Here is a 14722-nt window from a genome sequence, read left to right as displayed (position 1 = left end):
CTCATGAACGTCACCTTCACCACCCCCCGGCGACCGGTCGAGGTCACCGCGCTGTTTCCTCAACTGGCCCCGCTGGCACGCCCGGCCGTCCGCTTGCACCCCCGCGCCGGTTCTCCGTCGGCGCACGACAGTTCGGTCGGCGGGCCGCTGCTGTGGCCCGCCGACGAACCGTGGCCGTACTGTCACGAGCCGCACGACCAGGTGGATCAGATGTACGAGGCGTACGGGGTGAACGTCAGTTCGGACATCGAGTGGCGCCCGGGTCCCAACCCCATGGTGACCGTGGCCCAGCTGTACGTGCGCGACATACCCCTGCTGCGGCCTCCGGGGCAGGCTGACCTGCTCCAGGTGCTGTGGTGTCCCTTCGAGCACGAGCCGGATCTCAAGCCTCCGACCGCACTGTTCTGGCGGTCTTCCGCCGAGGTCACCGACGTCCTCGCCGCGCCGCCCGGGCCGTTCGCGGTGGAGTACGAAGAGTACGTGCCGCGTCCGTGCGTGCTCGCGCCCGAGCAGATCGCCGAGTACCCCAACCCCCTGGAACTGAAGCCGGAGTTGCGCGAGCAGCTCCGGGACTGGAGCCGGTGGCAGGCGGCCGGATCCGGAGTGGACAGCTCCCACGCTCCCCACCCGGAGTCGTTCTACGACAGCCACTTGTCCCTCGCCCCCGGCTGGAAGGTCGGCGGCTGGGCCCCGTGGGGCCTCACCGATCCCGTCGCCCGGTTCTGCTCCGCCTGTGACGCCGGCATGGTCCCGCTGCTGACCATCTGCTCGGGCGAATGGGACAGCGGCACCCACAATTGGATCCCGTACGAGGACCAGTCCGTCGCCCAGCAGGGCGGCGAGCTCGAGTCGAACCCGCCCGAGGTGCAGGTCTCCAAGGGGGACCACCTCCAGCTGTACGTCTGCCCGGAGTCTCCGGAGCACCCGCACACCAGCCTGATCCAATGAGCCGTCGCTGAGGCCCGGCCGGCCCTGTCAGTGGTCGCCCCTACAGTCGCCGCATGACGGTGAACGACCGGACGGCGACGGCAGGGCCCGGCCGCGCCGCCCTCGACCATCTCCTGCGGCTGATATCGGAATCCGCGTGGGGCGACGACCTGGTCCTACGCGGCAGCATGGTCATGCCCGCGTGGGTCGGTGGCCGGGCCCGGCCACCCGGTGACCTCGACTTCGTCGTGCCGCCACCATCGCCGGTCCCCGTCGATCAGCGGGACCCCCACCCGTACGTCCCGGCGTACGACACCGTGCAGCAGTGGCCGGAGGCCGCCGACGGTGCGGCCCGCTACGAGATCTGGGCGGACGGGGAGGAGGAGTTCGAGACGCGGGGGCTGCGCGCGAACGTCCCGCCGGATGGCCTGGTCTGGCAACCGGAGCCGGAACCGGCGGATTTCCCGCCGTACGAGGACCTGCTGGAACGGGTCCGTGCCCGCCCGCGGGCCGCCGCGGGCGTCCTGCTGGACGCGGACGGGGCGCGCCGGGACGGTACGTGGGCCTACGCGTACACGAACGGCGAGGTCGGGCCCGCCGGGATCAGGATCCTGATCCCGTGGCGGGCGGACTCCGGCCCGGTGGGGGTGGCGCAATTGGACTTCTCCCGTGATGAGCGGCTGCCCGAGGCACCCGTCTGGACGGCCGTGCCGCGCGGCGACGGCGGGGTCACGGTGGCCCGGACGGCGAGCCGCGAACTGTCGCTGGCCTGGAAGCTGCGGTGGCTGGTGGCGGACGCCGCGGCCGAGGACGGTCCGCAGTGCAAGGACCTGTATGACGCCGTGCTGCTGGCGGAGGTCTGCCGGGAGCGGCCCCTCCCGGAGCCCCCGCGCCTGGCCGGCGTGCGGCTGGACGAGCGGGCGTGGCAGCGCTTCTGCGCGGCCCACCCCGGGGTGCGTGGCTCTGCCGCCGACTGGCTCGCCCGACTCGGCACCGCGCTGGCCCCGGCGCCGGCCCCGGCCCCGGCTCCGACTGGCCGATAGGGGCCGGTCGGTCAGGCGTCGGCGTCGGCGGTCCGCCAGCGGCGCAGCCCGATGGTGGAGAGTTCGATCAGCTCGCCCCGGGCGTGATCGTGGTGCGTGGGGCGGAATCCGGCGAGGGCCCCGAGGCGGGTCCCCGTGGTGGGGTTCCAGATCTCGAACCCGGACTCGGAGGAGGAGAACAGCAGCCCGTCCGCGGCGAAGAAGCGGCCCTTGGGCCCGCCGAAGGCCGCGATCTCGGCGGGCTCCCCGGTTCCCCCGGGTCCGCCCGCTTCGCGGCGGCCGAGGTCGAAGACGCGCGCCCCGGGCGCCAGTTCCACGTCGTCGTCGCCCAGGCCTTCCAGGACCAGGCGGTCCTCGTCGAGCCACACGACGGAGCGGTCCCAGTAGTACGCACAGGCCGGAAGGCCGGCCCAGCCGATGTCCCCGGCCCAGGCCTGTTCGCCTTCGGTGAGCCACTGGTCCAAGTTCCAGGCGACGGGCCGGCCGAGCGGGTGCCACACCCAGGCGTCCGACGCGATCCTGGTGCCTGCCGGGCTGGGGTGCAGGGCTCCGTGGAAGTGACCCGACCAGACCGAGGAGTCGTCCTCCACCGCGGGCATGCGGGCGACCTGGGCGCCCGTCGCGGGGTCCGTGGCTTCGATGAGGCTCCAGCTGCGGCGGTGCAGGACGACGGCACGTCCGGCGTGTTCGGTGAACGCCAGGGAGAAGGGCACCGTGTTGCTGTGGTAGCCGTCGTTCTCCAGCCGGACGGTGACGCGGCCGGTGGAGAGGTCTATGACCTCCCCCGTGCGGCCGTAGTCGATGACGACGGCGGCGAAGGCGCCGTCGCGCGAGGCGTGCAGCCGGAGGGTCTGGGCGCGGTCGCACCACGGCTCCTCGCCCGTCGGTACGGTGACCGTGCTGCGGGCGACCTCGGTGCAGCGCCCTGCGTCGGTGTCCCAGCGCAGGATCCTTCCGTCGTCGCACAGCAACAGGATCCCGTGGCCGGTGGGCGCGATGTCCACCACCGTTCCGGCCTCGTCGGGCAGCGCAGCAGTCTCCACCAAGCCGCGTACGGGCCCGGCTGCGTCCAGATTCTCCGGGTCCCCGACGACACCGAGCGAGCCGCCCTCGGTCGCGTCGAAGCAGTCCTCGCAGACGGCCGCGGCGCGGACGGTGGCGGGCTCGTCACGGCACGTCCCGCAGATGCGCTTCCGCTCCAAGCCCCGGCCGGTGTAGTGGAGGTAGTGGTCGATCGGTGCCGCGGTCGCGGAGCGGATGTGTTCGCACACGGGCAGACCGTAGGCGGGCGCGTCGTGACCGCAGATGAGGGCCATGCTGAGGACTCTCCTTGGAAAGTGATGGGTGCCGGTCCATGATGGCTCCGGGGCGTTGACACCGGCTCGGCATCGACTTGGCATGCGGTGCCGCACGGTTACCCGGGGAGCCCCGTAGGCCGTCCGGTCCCGTGCCCGCAGGGAGGTGGAGGCCAGGGCCCCACCGTGCATGCCGGCGCGCGCCGCCCGCTCCAGTACGTCCAGCTCGCGCTCGCGCCCGACGAAGGGGTGGGGCGGAACGCGTCTGCGCCGGCCGCGCTGCAGGGTGCGCGGGCACGCTCGGCTCGGCGGCGGCGGGCGGTTCGAGGAGCGCGACGGCGCCGCCCGGCCCGGGCGACGGGACCGCGGTCGACAGCACCTTCGGGTCCCGGGAGAGGAGCGCCCGTTCCAGCTCGACCAGCCGGGTACCGGGATCCAGCCCGAGCTCTTCGACGCAGACGGCCGCCGCGCGCCGCAGCGCGGACAGCGCGTCCCCCTGGCGGCCGGTCGCCCACAGGCCGGGGGCGAGGAGCCGCCAGCCCTCTTCGCGCAGCGGATGACGGCGTACGTGCGCCTGCCCGGCCGGTACGACGTCGTGGGGCCGGCCCGCGCCGAGGCCGCGCTCCCTCGCCAGTTCCTGTGCCATCAGCCGCAGTTCGTCGAGACGTACGATCTCGGCGCCCGCCCACGGGTGCGGCCCCCACTCACCGTAGGCCTCCCTCTCCCCGCCACAGTCCGAGCGCCTCGTCGAGCAGTGGGCTCGCCTCCGGGGGCGGGAGCTACCGGGCCCTGCGGGCTGCTGACCAGGACCTGGGGCGCGGTACGGGCCGGCCGGGCCGGTTCCAGGGCGCCCAGCAGGTTGGAGACGTAGGAGTGCAGGGACGTGCGCGGCGTGGCCGGCGGGCATCGGTCCATACGGCCTCGATGAGCCGGTCGGCGGGTACGCTCCGTCCGCGGGCCGCGAGGAAGGGGCACAGGACGGTCCACTGCCGTCGCTGTCCGATCACTACGGACTCCCCACCGACCGGGACGTCCGGCGGACCGAGAACTCCCACGCGCACCATGATCGGCCCAATGTACCAACGGCCCTGCGTTCGAACGCGCCTTGCGACCGGCGGCCCGCGGTGGGCCGGGGCCGGGGCTGCCGGCCGGCTGTGATCAGGGCTGGTCGTACCAGGCGAAGGCCGCGATCCGCCAGCCGTCCGGGGTGCGGACGAACTGGATGGTCTTGGTGCCCGCCCCCTCGAACGGCTTGCCGTCCAGGAGCCCGGACTTGCGGTACTCGCCAAACCGCGACGCGATGTCGCCGGCGATCTCGGTCCGTTCGGAGGTCTCCCACTCGGAGAACTCGGCCAGTCGTCCGCCGGCGGCCAGCAACACGCGGCGCGGCTCGATGAATTCGTCCACGGTCCAGACCGTGAACTGCGGGCCGGTCATGGTGATCACTCCGCCCGGCAGGACCAGTCGACGGATCCGGTCCAGATCGGCGGCCTTGCCGCCCCGGTTGTCGAAGGCGCCGAAGAACTCCGCGGTCACCACGTCTATTTCGACCTTGGACGACATGGCGCGACCTTAACACCGGGGTGCATCCTGCGCGGCGGACGGGCCGCATCGGGATCGCTGCGGTCCGTCCGATCAGGCCGCGAGCGCTGTCGTGATCACCAGCGGCGGTCGCGCCCGCTCCGCCGACCACGCGCGACCGGCCGCGAAGTCCGCGTCGGCCACGGACAGTGCCTCGTCGACGGTGGGCCGGTGCTGGACGACGTCCCGGAATCCCGCGCGCTCCAGCAGGGGCGGGAGGACCGCGACGGGCCACGCGTGGTTGCGTACGTCCTGCCAGGTTCCGTCCGTGCGCCGGAGCCGTACGGTCAGCTCCTCGCCCGGCCCGTACGCCCCGCCCGGGTCGCCGATGCGCAGCGAGGCGTACTCCGTTCCGCTGCACGCGGGATCGGTGGCCAGCAGTACGAACGGGGCGCCCGGGCGCAGGAGCCGGCGGATCTCGGTGAACACGCCGAGCACGGCCTCCTCGGTCGGCAGCGAGGCGAGTACGTGGTTGCACATCACCGCGTCGGCGCAGCCGTCCGGCAGGCCGGTCACGCGTCCGGCCTCGACCAGGTGGTACTCGGCCACCGCGGTCGCCGAGCCGCGGGCCAGCGCCAGCATCTGCGGGGAGGTGTCCACCGCCAGCACCCTCGCCCCCAGCTGCCGGGCCGCCGCGTCGGCCACCTTGCCCGGCCCGCACCCGTAGTCCACCAGGACCTCGCCGGCACCGATCCGGCGGGCCAGGGCCCGGAAGACGAACGGATACCCGAGCAGCCAGTCCGTGGCCGCCTCCACCGCCGCGAATGCCCGCGCCCCTTCACGTCCGGACCAGGCGGTGCCGTCTTGGGCACCGCCGGGCCCGGGTCCCTCCGGCTTCTCGCTCACCGTCCCACTATCGACCCACCGCGGACGTACGGCAGCGGAACGACACGGGGCCGCCGCGAGCCCGCCATGATCGGCAAGACGCCCCTCTAGAGGTCGATCCAGTAGCGCCGCTTGGGGCCGATCAGGGTTTCGCGGACGTCCTCCAGCACCCCGCCGTTGCCCTCGATCGTGCGGACCGACGCCTCGTTGTCCGGGTCGCAGGTCAGCAGGACCCGGTCCATCCCCAGGACGCGCGCCTCGTGCAGGACCGCCGCCAGGGCCCAGGTGGCCAGCCCCCGACGGCGCGCCGAGGGCCTGACGCTGTAGCCGATGTGGCCGCCCGCGTCGAGGAGGAAGCCGTTCAGGTAGTGCCGCAGGTCGATCGCGCCCAAGTACGTGTCGCCCTCGGCGATCCACCAGTACGTCGCGTGGACCCGGCCGTGGTCGACCGGCAGGGTGCGGTCCGACTGCCTGCGCAGTCGCTCCGCCCAGGCCGCGAAGCCCTCCGGGGTGTCCACGTCGTCGTCGGAGCCGAGCCCGGCGCCGTCCAGGTGGGCGTCCGGTCCCCATTCCCGCTGCGCGGCGAGCCAGGAAGCGTGCAGGTGGGGGGTGGGGGCTATGAGCTCGGGCATACCTCGGACGATAACAGTCGGCCGGGCCGGGTTCGTGCAGCAAGATCCGTAAGGAATGGCCTAGGCGGAGCCCGTCGGCAGGGGTCGTGCACGGGCGATGACCAGGGCGACGTCGTCGTGGTCGTCCGTGCGGCGCAGGGAGTCCAGGAGGCGGTCGCAGGTCTCCTCCAGTGGACGTCCGGTGTCGGCGAGCAGGGTCAGCAGGAGGTCGAGGCGTTCGTCGATGGGCTGGTCGCGGGTTTCGACCAGGCCGTCGGTGTAGAGGACGAGCTGGTCGCCGGGGTCCATGGCGATGGTGGTGGACTGGAAGGGGATGCCGCCCACGCCGAGCGGTGCGCCGGTGGGCAGGTCGAGCAGTCGGGGCCGCCGGCCGGAGCGGATGAGGACGGGGGGCAAGTGTCCGGCGAGGGCGACCCGGCACCGGGCCTCGTGCGGGTCGTAGACGACGTAGACGCACGTGGCGATGGTCTCCTCCAGTGCGGCGGTGGTGTGGTCCAGCTGGTGGAGCACCTGGGGCGGGTCGAGGGCGAGTTCGGCGAGGGTGCGGGTCGCCGTGCGCAGTTGCCCCATGCTGGCCGCGGCGTTGATGCCGCTGCCCATGACGTCTCCGACCACGAGGACGGTGGTGTCGTCCGGTCCGGCGATGGCGTCGAACCAGTCGCCCCCGATCTCGCTGCTGGCCGCGGCGGGCCGGTAGCGGTAGGCGACTTCCAGGCCGGGCGTGGGCGGCGGGTGGTGCGGCAGGAGGTGGTGCTGGAGGGCGAGGGCGGTGTGGTGCGCGTTGCGGTACCAGCGGGCGTTGTCGATGCACACGGCGGCGCGGGCGGCGAGTTCGCCGGCCAGCACGATGTCGTCGTCGTTGAACGGCAGCGGGTTGCGGGTGCGTTTGAGGTCGAGCGCGCCGAGGACCTCGCCGCGGGCGATCAGCGGAACGGCCAGGTAGGAGCGCAGGCCGGCGCGGCTCAGGAGGTCGGCGGCGGTGCTGTCGCGGGCGATGCGCGAGATGTCCTGGGCCTGTACGTGCGCGACGAGGACCGGGTGGCCGGTCGTCACGGACTGGGTGACCAGCCGGTCCGCGGCGTAGCGGGCGATGTCCCCGGGCGGGTCGGCGGCGCGGACGGCGTCGCTGGGGTAGGCGGCCGCGAGGGCCAGCGCCCGGAACACCGCCGGCTCGTGGGCGGAGGACCTCAGGGTCGGCCGGCCTTCGAGGACGGAGTCGAGGATGTCGACGGCGGCGATGTCCGCGAGCTCGGGCACGACGACGTCGGCGAGCTCGCGGGCGGTCTGGTCGAGGTCGAGGGTGGTGCCGATGCGGACGGTGGCGTCCGCGATGAGGGCGAGGCGGCGGCGGCTGCGGGCGATCTCGATGGCCGCCCGGTGACTCTGGGTGACGTCGACCACGGAGGTGGCGAGGCCCAGTACCCGGCCGGTGGCGTCCTCCAGCCGGTAGTACGACACCGACCAGGCGTGTTCGGTGCGGTCGCCGCCGTGGGTGCGGCCGGCCGTGAACTGTTCGAGCAGCGGCGTTCCGGTGGCCAGGACCTGGCGCATCGCCGACTCGGCGGCCTCCGCGTCGTCGAGGAAGGCCAACGCCTCGCGGACCCCCCGGCCGATGTGGTCTTCGGCGGGCAGCCCGTTGATCCGCTCCAGCGTCGGGTTGACGAGCACGTACCGCAGCTCGGTGTCCAGGACCGCGAGGCCGATCGGGGACTGGGCCACCAGGCGCGCGGACAGGGCGAGGTCCCGCTCCAGCTGGCGCAGCCGGGTCCGGTCGGTCGCGATGCCCAGGGCGTACATGTCGCCGTGCTCGTCGAGCAGCCGCATGTTGCGGAACTCCACCAGGCGCGTGGTGCCGTCCCTGCGCCGCACCGGGAACGCCCCCGCCCAGTCCCCGGCGCCGCCCATGACGCGCGCGAACAGCTCCGTGACCAGGCCCACGTGGTCGTTGGCGGCCAGCAGCCGGGCAGCGGGTCGGCCGAGTGCCTCCGCCGCCGTCCAGCCGAACAGCTGCTCGGCCTGCGGGCTCCACAGCGCGACCCGTCCTTCGGAGTCGAGGACGACCGCCGCGACGTTCAGGACGTCGAGCAAACCGCTCGGCGGGGAGACCCCGGCCATGCCGGGTCTGATCCCACCGGTCCCCGCCCCGTCGATCGCACTCATCGGCGACGCTCCTTCCGGCATCGTCGGCCCTGCGCCGCCCGCCGCCACCCGCCCTGGGGCGGTCCGAGGCGCACGGCTTCCTCTCATCGTGCCCCCGAACCTGCCCGGCAGCGTCCGGAGCGTCCCCGCCGGGACCGCCGCGCACCCGCCGCCCGCTCGTCACGCACGGAACGGCGGACGTCGCAACCCGACGTTCGTCGGGGTCCGGGCCGGCCGTTCGGCCGGGGCGGACGGGCCCCGGCATTCCTACGGTCGGGCCCATGAAATCGAACACCCGATACGGATGGGCCCGACGGCTGCCGCTCGCCGGCGTGACGGCCGGGGCGGGCGCCGCGGCCGTCGCCTGGGCGGCGCCCGGCGGCGCGCTGGGTACGAACGAGCCGGTACGCGTCACGGAGGGCGCCTCGGCGACGGCCTACCGGTCACTCGCCGGGAGCGTGGCGGGCGACCGGCCCGCCTGGGCCGGCACGGCACTGGAGGCGGCGAGCGAGGGCACCCTGGTGCTCCTGGCCCTGCTGCTGCTCGCGGCGGGCCTGTACTCCTTGCGGCGCCGCGATGCGCCGGGCCTGGCCGGGGTGGCCCTGGCGGCCGCCGGGACCGTGGCCGCCTACGCGCTCAGCGAGGCGCTGAAGCTCCTGGTCGACGAGGAACGGCCGTGCCGGGCCGTGGCCGGGGCCCTGGCGGCCCGGCCGTGTCCCGCGCCCGGCGACTGGTCGTTCCCGAGCAATCACGCCACCCTCGCCGCCGCGCTGGCGGTCGGGGTGACGCTGGTACGTCCCCGGCTGGCGGCCCTGGCCCTGCCGGTGGCCGTGGCCGCCGCCCTGCTGCGGGTCCTGGTCGGCGTGCACTATCCGCACGACGTCCTGGCGGGCGGGGCGCTCGGGGCGGGCGCCGTGCTCACCGTACGGATCCTCCTGCTGCCCGCTGCCGGACGCGCGGCGTCAGCGCTCCTCGTACGGAGCCCGGCCCACGGGCGGCGCCGGGACCGCGCCGGCCTCGTGGGCGACCACCGCCGCCGCGGCCCGGTTGTCGACGCCGAGGCGGGCGAGGATCGAGCTGACGTGGGCCTTCACCGTTCCTTCGGCCAGGTGCAGGCGGCGCGCGATCTGCCCGTTGGACAGCCCGCCGCCCAGGAGGCCCAGCACGTCCCGTTCCCGCGCGGTCAGGGCGTCGACGCGGGCGCGGGCCGCGGAGCGGCGGCCCGCCCGGGCGCCGGCGCCGTCGGCCGCGAGATGGGCGACGACCCGGGCCGCGACCTTCGGTGAGAGGTAGGCGGCGCCGTCGGCGACCGCCCGCACACCGGCCTGTAGCTCCTCCGGATCGCCGGACTTGATCAGGAAGCCGGTGGCGCCCTCGCCGAGCGCGCGCAGGATGTAGTCGTCCTCGCCGAAGGTCGTCAGCATCACGACTCCCGTCGCCGGTACGGTCCTTCGTATCTCGGCGGCGGCCGCGATGCCGTCCGTGCCCGGCATCCGGATGTCCAGTACGGCGACGTCCGGGCGGTGGTGCTGCACGAGCCGCACCGCCTCGTGGCCGTCGGCGGCCTCGGCGACGACGGTGATGCCCGGATCGGTGGCGAGGACGGCGCGGACACCCGCACGGATCATCGGCTCGTCGTCGGCGATCAGGATCCGGATCATCGGACTTCCCTCCCGGTGAAGGTGTCGGTGGAGACGAGCCGGCCGGCGCGGAAGCAGAGCCGGTAGATGTCGCCCGAGCGGTCGTCGAAGGGGTCGGCGGTCTGTACGTAGAACTCGCAGGTCGCACCGCTCGGTTCGGAGGTGGGGTCGACCGGCCTGCGGGGCGTCTGTCGTGCCGGCAGGTACGGCGCCACCTCGGCGCGGGGCTGTCCGACGCTGAGCCGGACGTGGTCCTGCGGGGCGAGGACCGACTGCCGGGCCGACACCGTGTCCCAGGCCCGCACCCCGAGGACGAGCACGGCCGCGGTGGACAGCGGCACCAGCACGGCCGCGACGGCGGTACGGCGCAGCCGGCGGCGGGCACTGCGGTGCTCCGGGGGCAGTACGACGCGCGGGCGGGCAGGCTCGACGGGAGGCGGCGGGGCCGCGCCGGGCCGGTGCGGGAGCACGGCGCGCACGGCGAAGCCGTCTCCCTCGGGGCCCGCGGTGAAGGAGCCGCCGGCCAGCCGGACCCGTTCGTCCAGGCCGAGGAGCCCGAGTCGATGGGTCGCGCCGGGGGCGCCCGAGGGCGGGGCGGTGGGCGCCGGGCCGCGGACCGGCCCGTTCGTCACGACGACCTCGGTCCGGCCCGCCCCGTCCGACCCGTCCGACCCGTCCGACCCGTTCGACCCGTTCGACCCGTTCGACCCGTCTTCCCCGTCCGCCGTGCCCACCGTGCCCGCCCCGTGCCGGACGACGACCGTGGCGCGGGTAGCGGGCGCGTGCTTGGCGACGTTCGTCAGCGCCTCCTGGACGACGCGGTACGCGGCCCGGTCGACGGCCCGCGGCAGCGCCGCGGCCCCCGGTTCCCCCTCCACCCGCAGCCGGACGTCGAGTCCCGCCCCGACGGCCCGGTCCACCAGGCCCCCGATCCCGGCGAGCCCGTTCTCCGATCCGCTCTCCGACCCGGGCGCCGGGTCCGAGGGTCCGCGCAGGACCCCGATCACCTCCCCGAGCCGGTCCACGGCGGCTCCCGCCCTGGACCGGATGTCCCGCGCGGCGGTGCGGTGGGCCTCGGGGAGGCCGGGGGCCAGCTGCAGCGCTCCCGCCGACAGGGCGACGAGACTGAGTTCGTGGCCGAGGAGGTCGTGCATGTCCTGCGCGATCCTGGTCCGTTCGCGCAGTCGGGCCTGTTCGGCGAGCAGGAACCGTTCCCGTTCCAGCCGCGCGGCCCGCTCCCACCCGGCGCGCACCAGTTCGCGGTACTGGCGTCGGAAGCGGCCCGCGAACCACGGGAGCACCGCCGCGGCGAGCAGCGTCAGTACGAACCGGGTCGCCCACGGAAGCCACCCGGGCACCAGGATCGCGGCGGGCACGGCCGCCACGAGCACCACGGCCAGGGCCACGGCCGCGCTCCGGCCCGGCCCCGGTCCGCGGCCGGCGAGGTAGGCGCTGACCACCGCCGGTATCCCCCACCACGGGTCGGCCACGCTCGCACCGACGGCGGCGACCGCCGCGATGAACAGCCCTGCGGGTAAGACCGGTTGCGGGACCCGGGGCTCAATGATCACTGATCTCACGCACCTGACCCTACGGAACTCCCCCGGACCGGCGGCACTGCCGAAAGTCCACCTTCGGGCCTCATCGGTCCCGACGGCTGCGCGCCGCCAGGTCGCCGCGGCCCTCGGCGGGCCGGGGCGGGTTCGGCGGGCAGCTCCGCAGGAAGGCCCGGCGGGCGGGCCGGCGGGCCTTTCGGCGGGCGGGCCCGGCCGTACCGGCGCCGGGGTCCCGACCGCGTAGGCTCGGCGGATGGCGAAATACTTCGACGTACACCCCGAGAACCCCCAGCGGCGCACCATCGACAACGTGGTCGACATGATCCGCGGCGGGAAGCTCGTCGCATACCCGACCGACTCCTGCTTCGCGCTGGGCTGCCAGCTCGGCAACCGCGACGGCATCAGCCGGATCCGGTCGATCCGGAACCTGGACGACCGTCACCACTTCACCCTCGTGTGTCAGAACTTCGCGCAGCTGGGCCGGTTCGTGCAGATCGACAACGACGTGTTCCGTGCCATCAAGGCGGCGACCCCCGGCAGTTACACCTTCATCCTCCCCGCGACCTCGGAGGTGCCGCGCCAGCTGCTGCACCCGAAGAAGAAGACGGTCGGAGTCCGGATTCCCGACCACGTCGTCACGCAGGCCCTGCTCGCCGAGCTCGGCGAGCCGCTGCTCTCGAGCACCCTGCTGCTGCCCGACGAGGCCGAGCCGATGACCCAGGGCTGGGAGATCAAGGAGCGGCTCGACCACGAGGTGGACGCCGTACTGGACTCGGGTGACTGCGGTACCGAGCCGACCACCGTCATCGACTTCTCCGGTGGTGAGGTCGAGATCGTGCGCCGGGGCGCGGGCGACACCACCCGGTTCGAGTAGTCGCACCGGCCGCACCGGCCGCACGGGAGCCTCAGGAGATCCCGGCCGCCGTTCACCGCCCCGCCCCGGGAGCCACCTTCGGGTAGATGCCCAGGTACCGGTACGCACCGGATTCGACCTGGTAGAGGTGGGCGGTACCGGCTCTGGTCAGCACGTGGTTGTTGGAGTCGAAGGACAGCGGTTTGGCCAGGCCCTCGTGGGCCGTCCGGAAGATCCGGCGGGTCACGCCCGCCCGGTCCCGCCCTTCCTCCGCCAGGCCGGTCAGGGTCGCGGCGAGCAGCCCCACGGCGTCGTACGCCTCCGTGGCCCAGCGGGCGGGCGGTTGCCCGTACGCGGCGCGGTGGGCGGCGACGAACTCGGCCGCGGCGGGGACGGCCAGCGGGTCGGTGAAGAGGGCGGCGAACACCCAGCCGTCGGCGGCCGGACCGGCGGCCGTGAGGAAGGCCGGTTCCATGGCGAACTGGAGGCCCATCCGGCGGCCCTGGAATCCGCCCTCGGTCAGGGCGCGGGCCAGCTGGGCCGCGCGCTGCGGTGAGGTGCCGGCGTAGACGACGGCCTCGGCCCCGGCCTCGGCCAGCGCGCGGACGGCGCCGGCGAAGTCGGAGCTGCCCGCGGGGATCCGGTGCACGCTGAGCGTGCCCTCCGACGGCGGTGTCTGCTGTAGGTGCTGGACGACCAGGGCAGCGGGCTCGCCGCCTTCGACCTCCTCCACCAGGCCCGTGCGCTGGACGGGCCGGATCCGGCTGAAGTAGTCGATCACCGGGAGGGCGAGCTGGTCGCCGGCCGGGCGGGTGGCGACCACCGTGCGCCATTTCTCCCGGGAGAGGACGTTCGCGGGGCTGTCGGCGGACACGAGCACCAGGGCGAGGTCGGCCGTGCTGGAGGCGACGGCCAGTTCGGGTACGGGGGCGTCCCAGGTGGGGCCGGCGAGTGCGACCACCGCGGGGTCGGCGGCCAGTTCCGTGAACGCCTGCGCGGCGCGCGCGGCGTCCCCGCCGTCGTCGGCGATGCGCAGGGCCAGCCGGAACGCGGCGTCCGACCGGCTGTTGTGCCGTTCCACGGCGAGCTTCATGCCGCGCTCGTGGGCCTGGCCGATCTCCTTGCCGGGCCCGGTCAGGTCGGCCAGGAGGGCGAGGGTGTGGGTGGCGAGGGCGCGGGCGGGCGGCGATGTCGTGCCGCGGGCCCGGCCGCGGGTGGTGAACCAGGCGACCGGCGCGCCGATGACGGCCAGGCCCGCGCCGGCCCCGAGCAGCCGTCTGCGCGTGAGGCCCCGACCGGCCGCCTGCGGGGCATCGATCCGGGTCGGCTCCGGGGCGGGCAGGTCCAGGGCCCTGGTGGAGCGTTCGGCGATGAGGCGGGGCAGCGGGGGCGGCAGCCAGTCCTCGCCGTCCGGGCCGGGGAGGTCGTCCCCGAGTACGGCGCCCAGCTCGTCCGGGGTCGGCCGGGCCGCCGGGTCCTTCGCCAGGCAGGCCAGCACGGTGTCGAGCAACTCCGCCGGCAGCCCGGAGAGTTCGGGCTCGTCGTGCACCGTACGGTAGACCACCGCAGCCGCGTGCCCGCCGCCGAAGGGACCGTGCCCGGTCGCCGCGTACGCCAGGACGCAGCCGAGGGAGAACACGTCGCTCGGGCCGCCCGCCGCGGCGCCGTCCGTGCGGGCCTGCTCCGGAGCCAGGTAGCCCGGCGTGCCGAGGACCGCGTCCACGGCGGTCAGCGTGACCGCACCCTCGGCGCGCGCGATCCCGAAGTCGATGAGCCGGGGCCCGTCCGGGGCGAGCAGGATGTTGCCCGGTTTGACGTCGCGGTGGACCAGCCCGGCGGCGTGCACCTGCGCCAGCGCCTCGGCGAGCCGCGCACCCAGGGTCCGTACCGCCCGGACGGGCAGCGGACCGTACCCTCCCACGGCCTCGGCCAGGGAGGGCCCGGGGACGTAGGGGGTGGCCAGCCAGGGCTCGCGCGCCAGTGGGTCGGCGGCGACGACCGGGACCACCCAGCGACCGGTCAGCTGCCCGGCCGCCTCCACCTCGCGCCGGAACCGGGCGCGGAAGTCCGGGTTCGCGGCGTGGTCGGCGCGGATGACCTTGACGGCGACCAGGGTGCCGGCGGCGGAGCGGGCGAGGTACACGGTGCCCATGCCGCCCGAACCGAGGCGTCCCAGCAGCCGGTTCCCGCCGATCGCGGCCGGATCGGCGGGGGTGAGGGGGCGCATCCCG

At 74.7% G+C, this 14722-nt stretch carries 11 protein-coding genes and 2 pseudogenes; 4 read left to right on the top strand and 9 right to left on the bottom strand.

Translation table 11 applies throughout. The annotated features are described in order from the left end of the window. The first annotated feature begins 3 nt into the window (after positions 1–3). Positions 4–948: a hypothetical protein gene (locus OG594_RS43320; RefSeq protein ID WP_266607934.1), complete on the top strand. Its 945-nt coding sequence runs from the start codon at positions 4–6 to the stop codon at positions 946–948. A gap of 53 nt (positions 949–1001) precedes the next feature. Further along, a complete protein-coding gene (locus OG594_RS43315; RefSeq protein WP_266607933.1) occupies positions 1002–1970 on the top strand; it encodes a nucleotidyl transferase AbiEii/AbiGii toxin family protein in 969 nt (322 codons plus the stop codon). Between the two features lie 11 nt (positions 1971–1981). On the opposite strand, the gene OG594_RS43310 is transcribed toward OG594_RS43315, so the two are convergent. The 6 genes and pseudogenes from OG594_RS43310 to OG594_RS43290 form a co-directional block, all read right to left on the bottom strand. After that, a complete protein-coding gene (locus OG594_RS43310) occupies positions 1982–3286 on the bottom strand; it encodes a hypothetical protein (RefSeq protein ID WP_266607931.1) in 1305 nt (434 codons plus the stop codon). A 385-nt stretch (positions 3287–3671) separates the two neighbouring features. Then, positions 3672–4172: pseudogene (locus tag OG594_RS47455) on the bottom strand (BTAD domain-containing putative transcriptional regulator); the annotation flags it as partial. Between the two features lie 251 nt (positions 4173–4423). After that, entirely contained in the window at positions 4424–4828 is a 405-nt protein-coding gene (locus OG594_RS43305) for a DUF4440 domain-containing protein (RefSeq protein WP_266607929.1), read from the bottom strand. A 72-nt stretch (positions 4829–4900) separates the two neighbouring features. Further along, positions 4901–5692, bottom strand: a complete 792-nt coding sequence (locus OG594_RS43300; RefSeq protein ID WP_266607928.1) for a class I SAM-dependent methyltransferase — start codon at positions 5690–5692, stop codon at positions 4901–4903. An 86-nt stretch (positions 5693–5778) separates the two neighbouring features. Beyond that, complete coding sequence (locus OG594_RS43295; RefSeq protein ID WP_266607926.1) at positions 5779–6303, bottom strand: GNAT family N-acetyltransferase; 525 nt, start codon at positions 6301–6303, stop codon at positions 5779–5781. A 60-nt stretch (positions 6304–6363) separates the two neighbouring features. Beyond that, positions 6364–8463 carry a SpoIIE family protein phosphatase gene (locus OG594_RS43290; protein WP_266607924.1) on the bottom strand — a complete coding sequence of 700 codons (2100 nt, stop codon included), beginning with the start codon at positions 8461–8463 and terminating at the stop codon, positions 6364–6366. 260 nt (positions 8464–8723) lie between these two features. On the opposite strand from OG594_RS43290, the pseudogene OG594_RS43285 reads away from it, so the two are divergent. Further along, positions 8724–9308: pseudogene (locus tag OG594_RS43285) on the top strand (phosphatase PAP2 family protein); the annotation flags it as partial. A 96-nt stretch (positions 9309–9404) separates the two neighbouring features. On the opposite strand, the gene OG594_RS43280 reads toward OG594_RS43285, so the two are convergent. Beyond that, the gene (locus OG594_RS43280; RefSeq protein WP_266607922.1) at positions 9405–10103 is read right to left on the bottom strand and encodes a response regulator transcription factor; all 699 of its coding nucleotides are present in this window, start codon (positions 10101–10103) and stop codon (positions 9405–9407) included. Continuing rightward, complete coding sequence (locus OG594_RS43275; protein WP_266607921.1) at positions 10100–11653, bottom strand: sensor histidine kinase; 1554 nt, start codon at positions 11651–11653, stop codon at positions 10100–10102. The genes OG594_RS43280 and OG594_RS43275 overlap by 4 nt, the downstream gene beginning before the upstream one ends. A gap of 238 nt (positions 11654–11891) precedes the next feature. Here OG594_RS43275 and OG594_RS43270 point away from each other — a divergent pair, with 238 nt between their 5' ends. After that, complete coding sequence (locus tag OG594_RS43270; protein WP_266607919.1) at positions 11892–12512, top strand: L-threonylcarbamoyladenylate synthase; 621 nt, start codon at positions 11892–11894, stop codon at positions 12510–12512. A gap of 52 nt (positions 12513–12564) precedes the next feature. On the opposite strand, the gene OG594_RS43265 is transcribed toward OG594_RS43270, so the two are convergent. Further along, complete coding sequence (locus tag OG594_RS43265) at positions 12565–14718, bottom strand: bifunctional serine/threonine-protein kinase/ABC transporter substrate-binding protein (RefSeq protein ID WP_266607917.1); 2154 nt, start codon at positions 14716–14718, stop codon at positions 12565–12567. Between the last annotated feature and the right edge of the window lie 4 nt (positions 14719–14722).

This window comes from Streptomyces sp. NBC_01214 (assembly GCF_026340975.1).
In the GTDB taxonomy this organism is placed as follows: Bacteria; Actinomycetota; Actinomycetes; order Streptomycetales; family Streptomycetaceae; genus Streptomyces.
Note: the sequence above shows the minus strand (reverse complement) of the source record. Positions and strands in the feature narration are given on the sequence as shown.

What these genes read in the sequence shown, in the direction of transcription:
- OG594_RS43315 (WP_266607933.1), top strand. Translation starts at nt 1,002, where the DNA reads ATGACGGTGAACGACCGGACGGCGACGGCAGGGCCCGGCCGCGCCGCC.
- OG594_RS43295 (WP_266607926.1), bottom strand. Translation starts at nt 6,303, where the DNA reads ATGCCCGAGCTCATAGCCCCCACCCCCCACCTGCACGCTTCCTGGCTC.
- OG594_RS43305 (WP_266607929.1), bottom strand. Translation starts at nt 4,828, where the DNA reads ATGTCGTCCAAGGTCGAAATAGACGTGGTGACCGCGGAGTTCTTCGGC.
- OG594_RS43265 (WP_266607917.1), bottom strand. Translation starts at nt 14,718, where the DNA reads ATGCGCCCCCTCACCCCCGCCGATCCGGCCGCGATCGGCGGGAACCGG.
- OG594_RS43310 (WP_266607931.1), bottom strand. Translation starts at nt 3,286, where the DNA reads ATGGCCCTCATCTGCGGTCACGACGCGCCCGCCTACGGTCTGCCCGTG.
- OG594_RS43290 (WP_266607924.1), bottom strand. Translation starts at nt 8,463, where the DNA reads ATGAGTGCGATCGACGGGGCGGGGACCGGTGGGATCAGACCCGGCATG.
- OG594_RS43280 (WP_266607922.1), bottom strand. Translation starts at nt 10,103, where the DNA reads ATGATCCGGATCCTGATCGCCGACGACGAGCCGATGATCCGTGCGGGT.
- OG594_RS43270 (WP_266607919.1), top strand. Translation starts at nt 11,892, where the DNA reads ATGGCGAAATACTTCGACGTACACCCCGAGAACCCCCAGCGGCGCACC.
- OG594_RS43320 (WP_266607934.1), top strand. Translation starts at nt 4, where the DNA reads ATGAACGTCACCTTCACCACCCCCCGGCGACCGGTCGAGGTCACCGCG.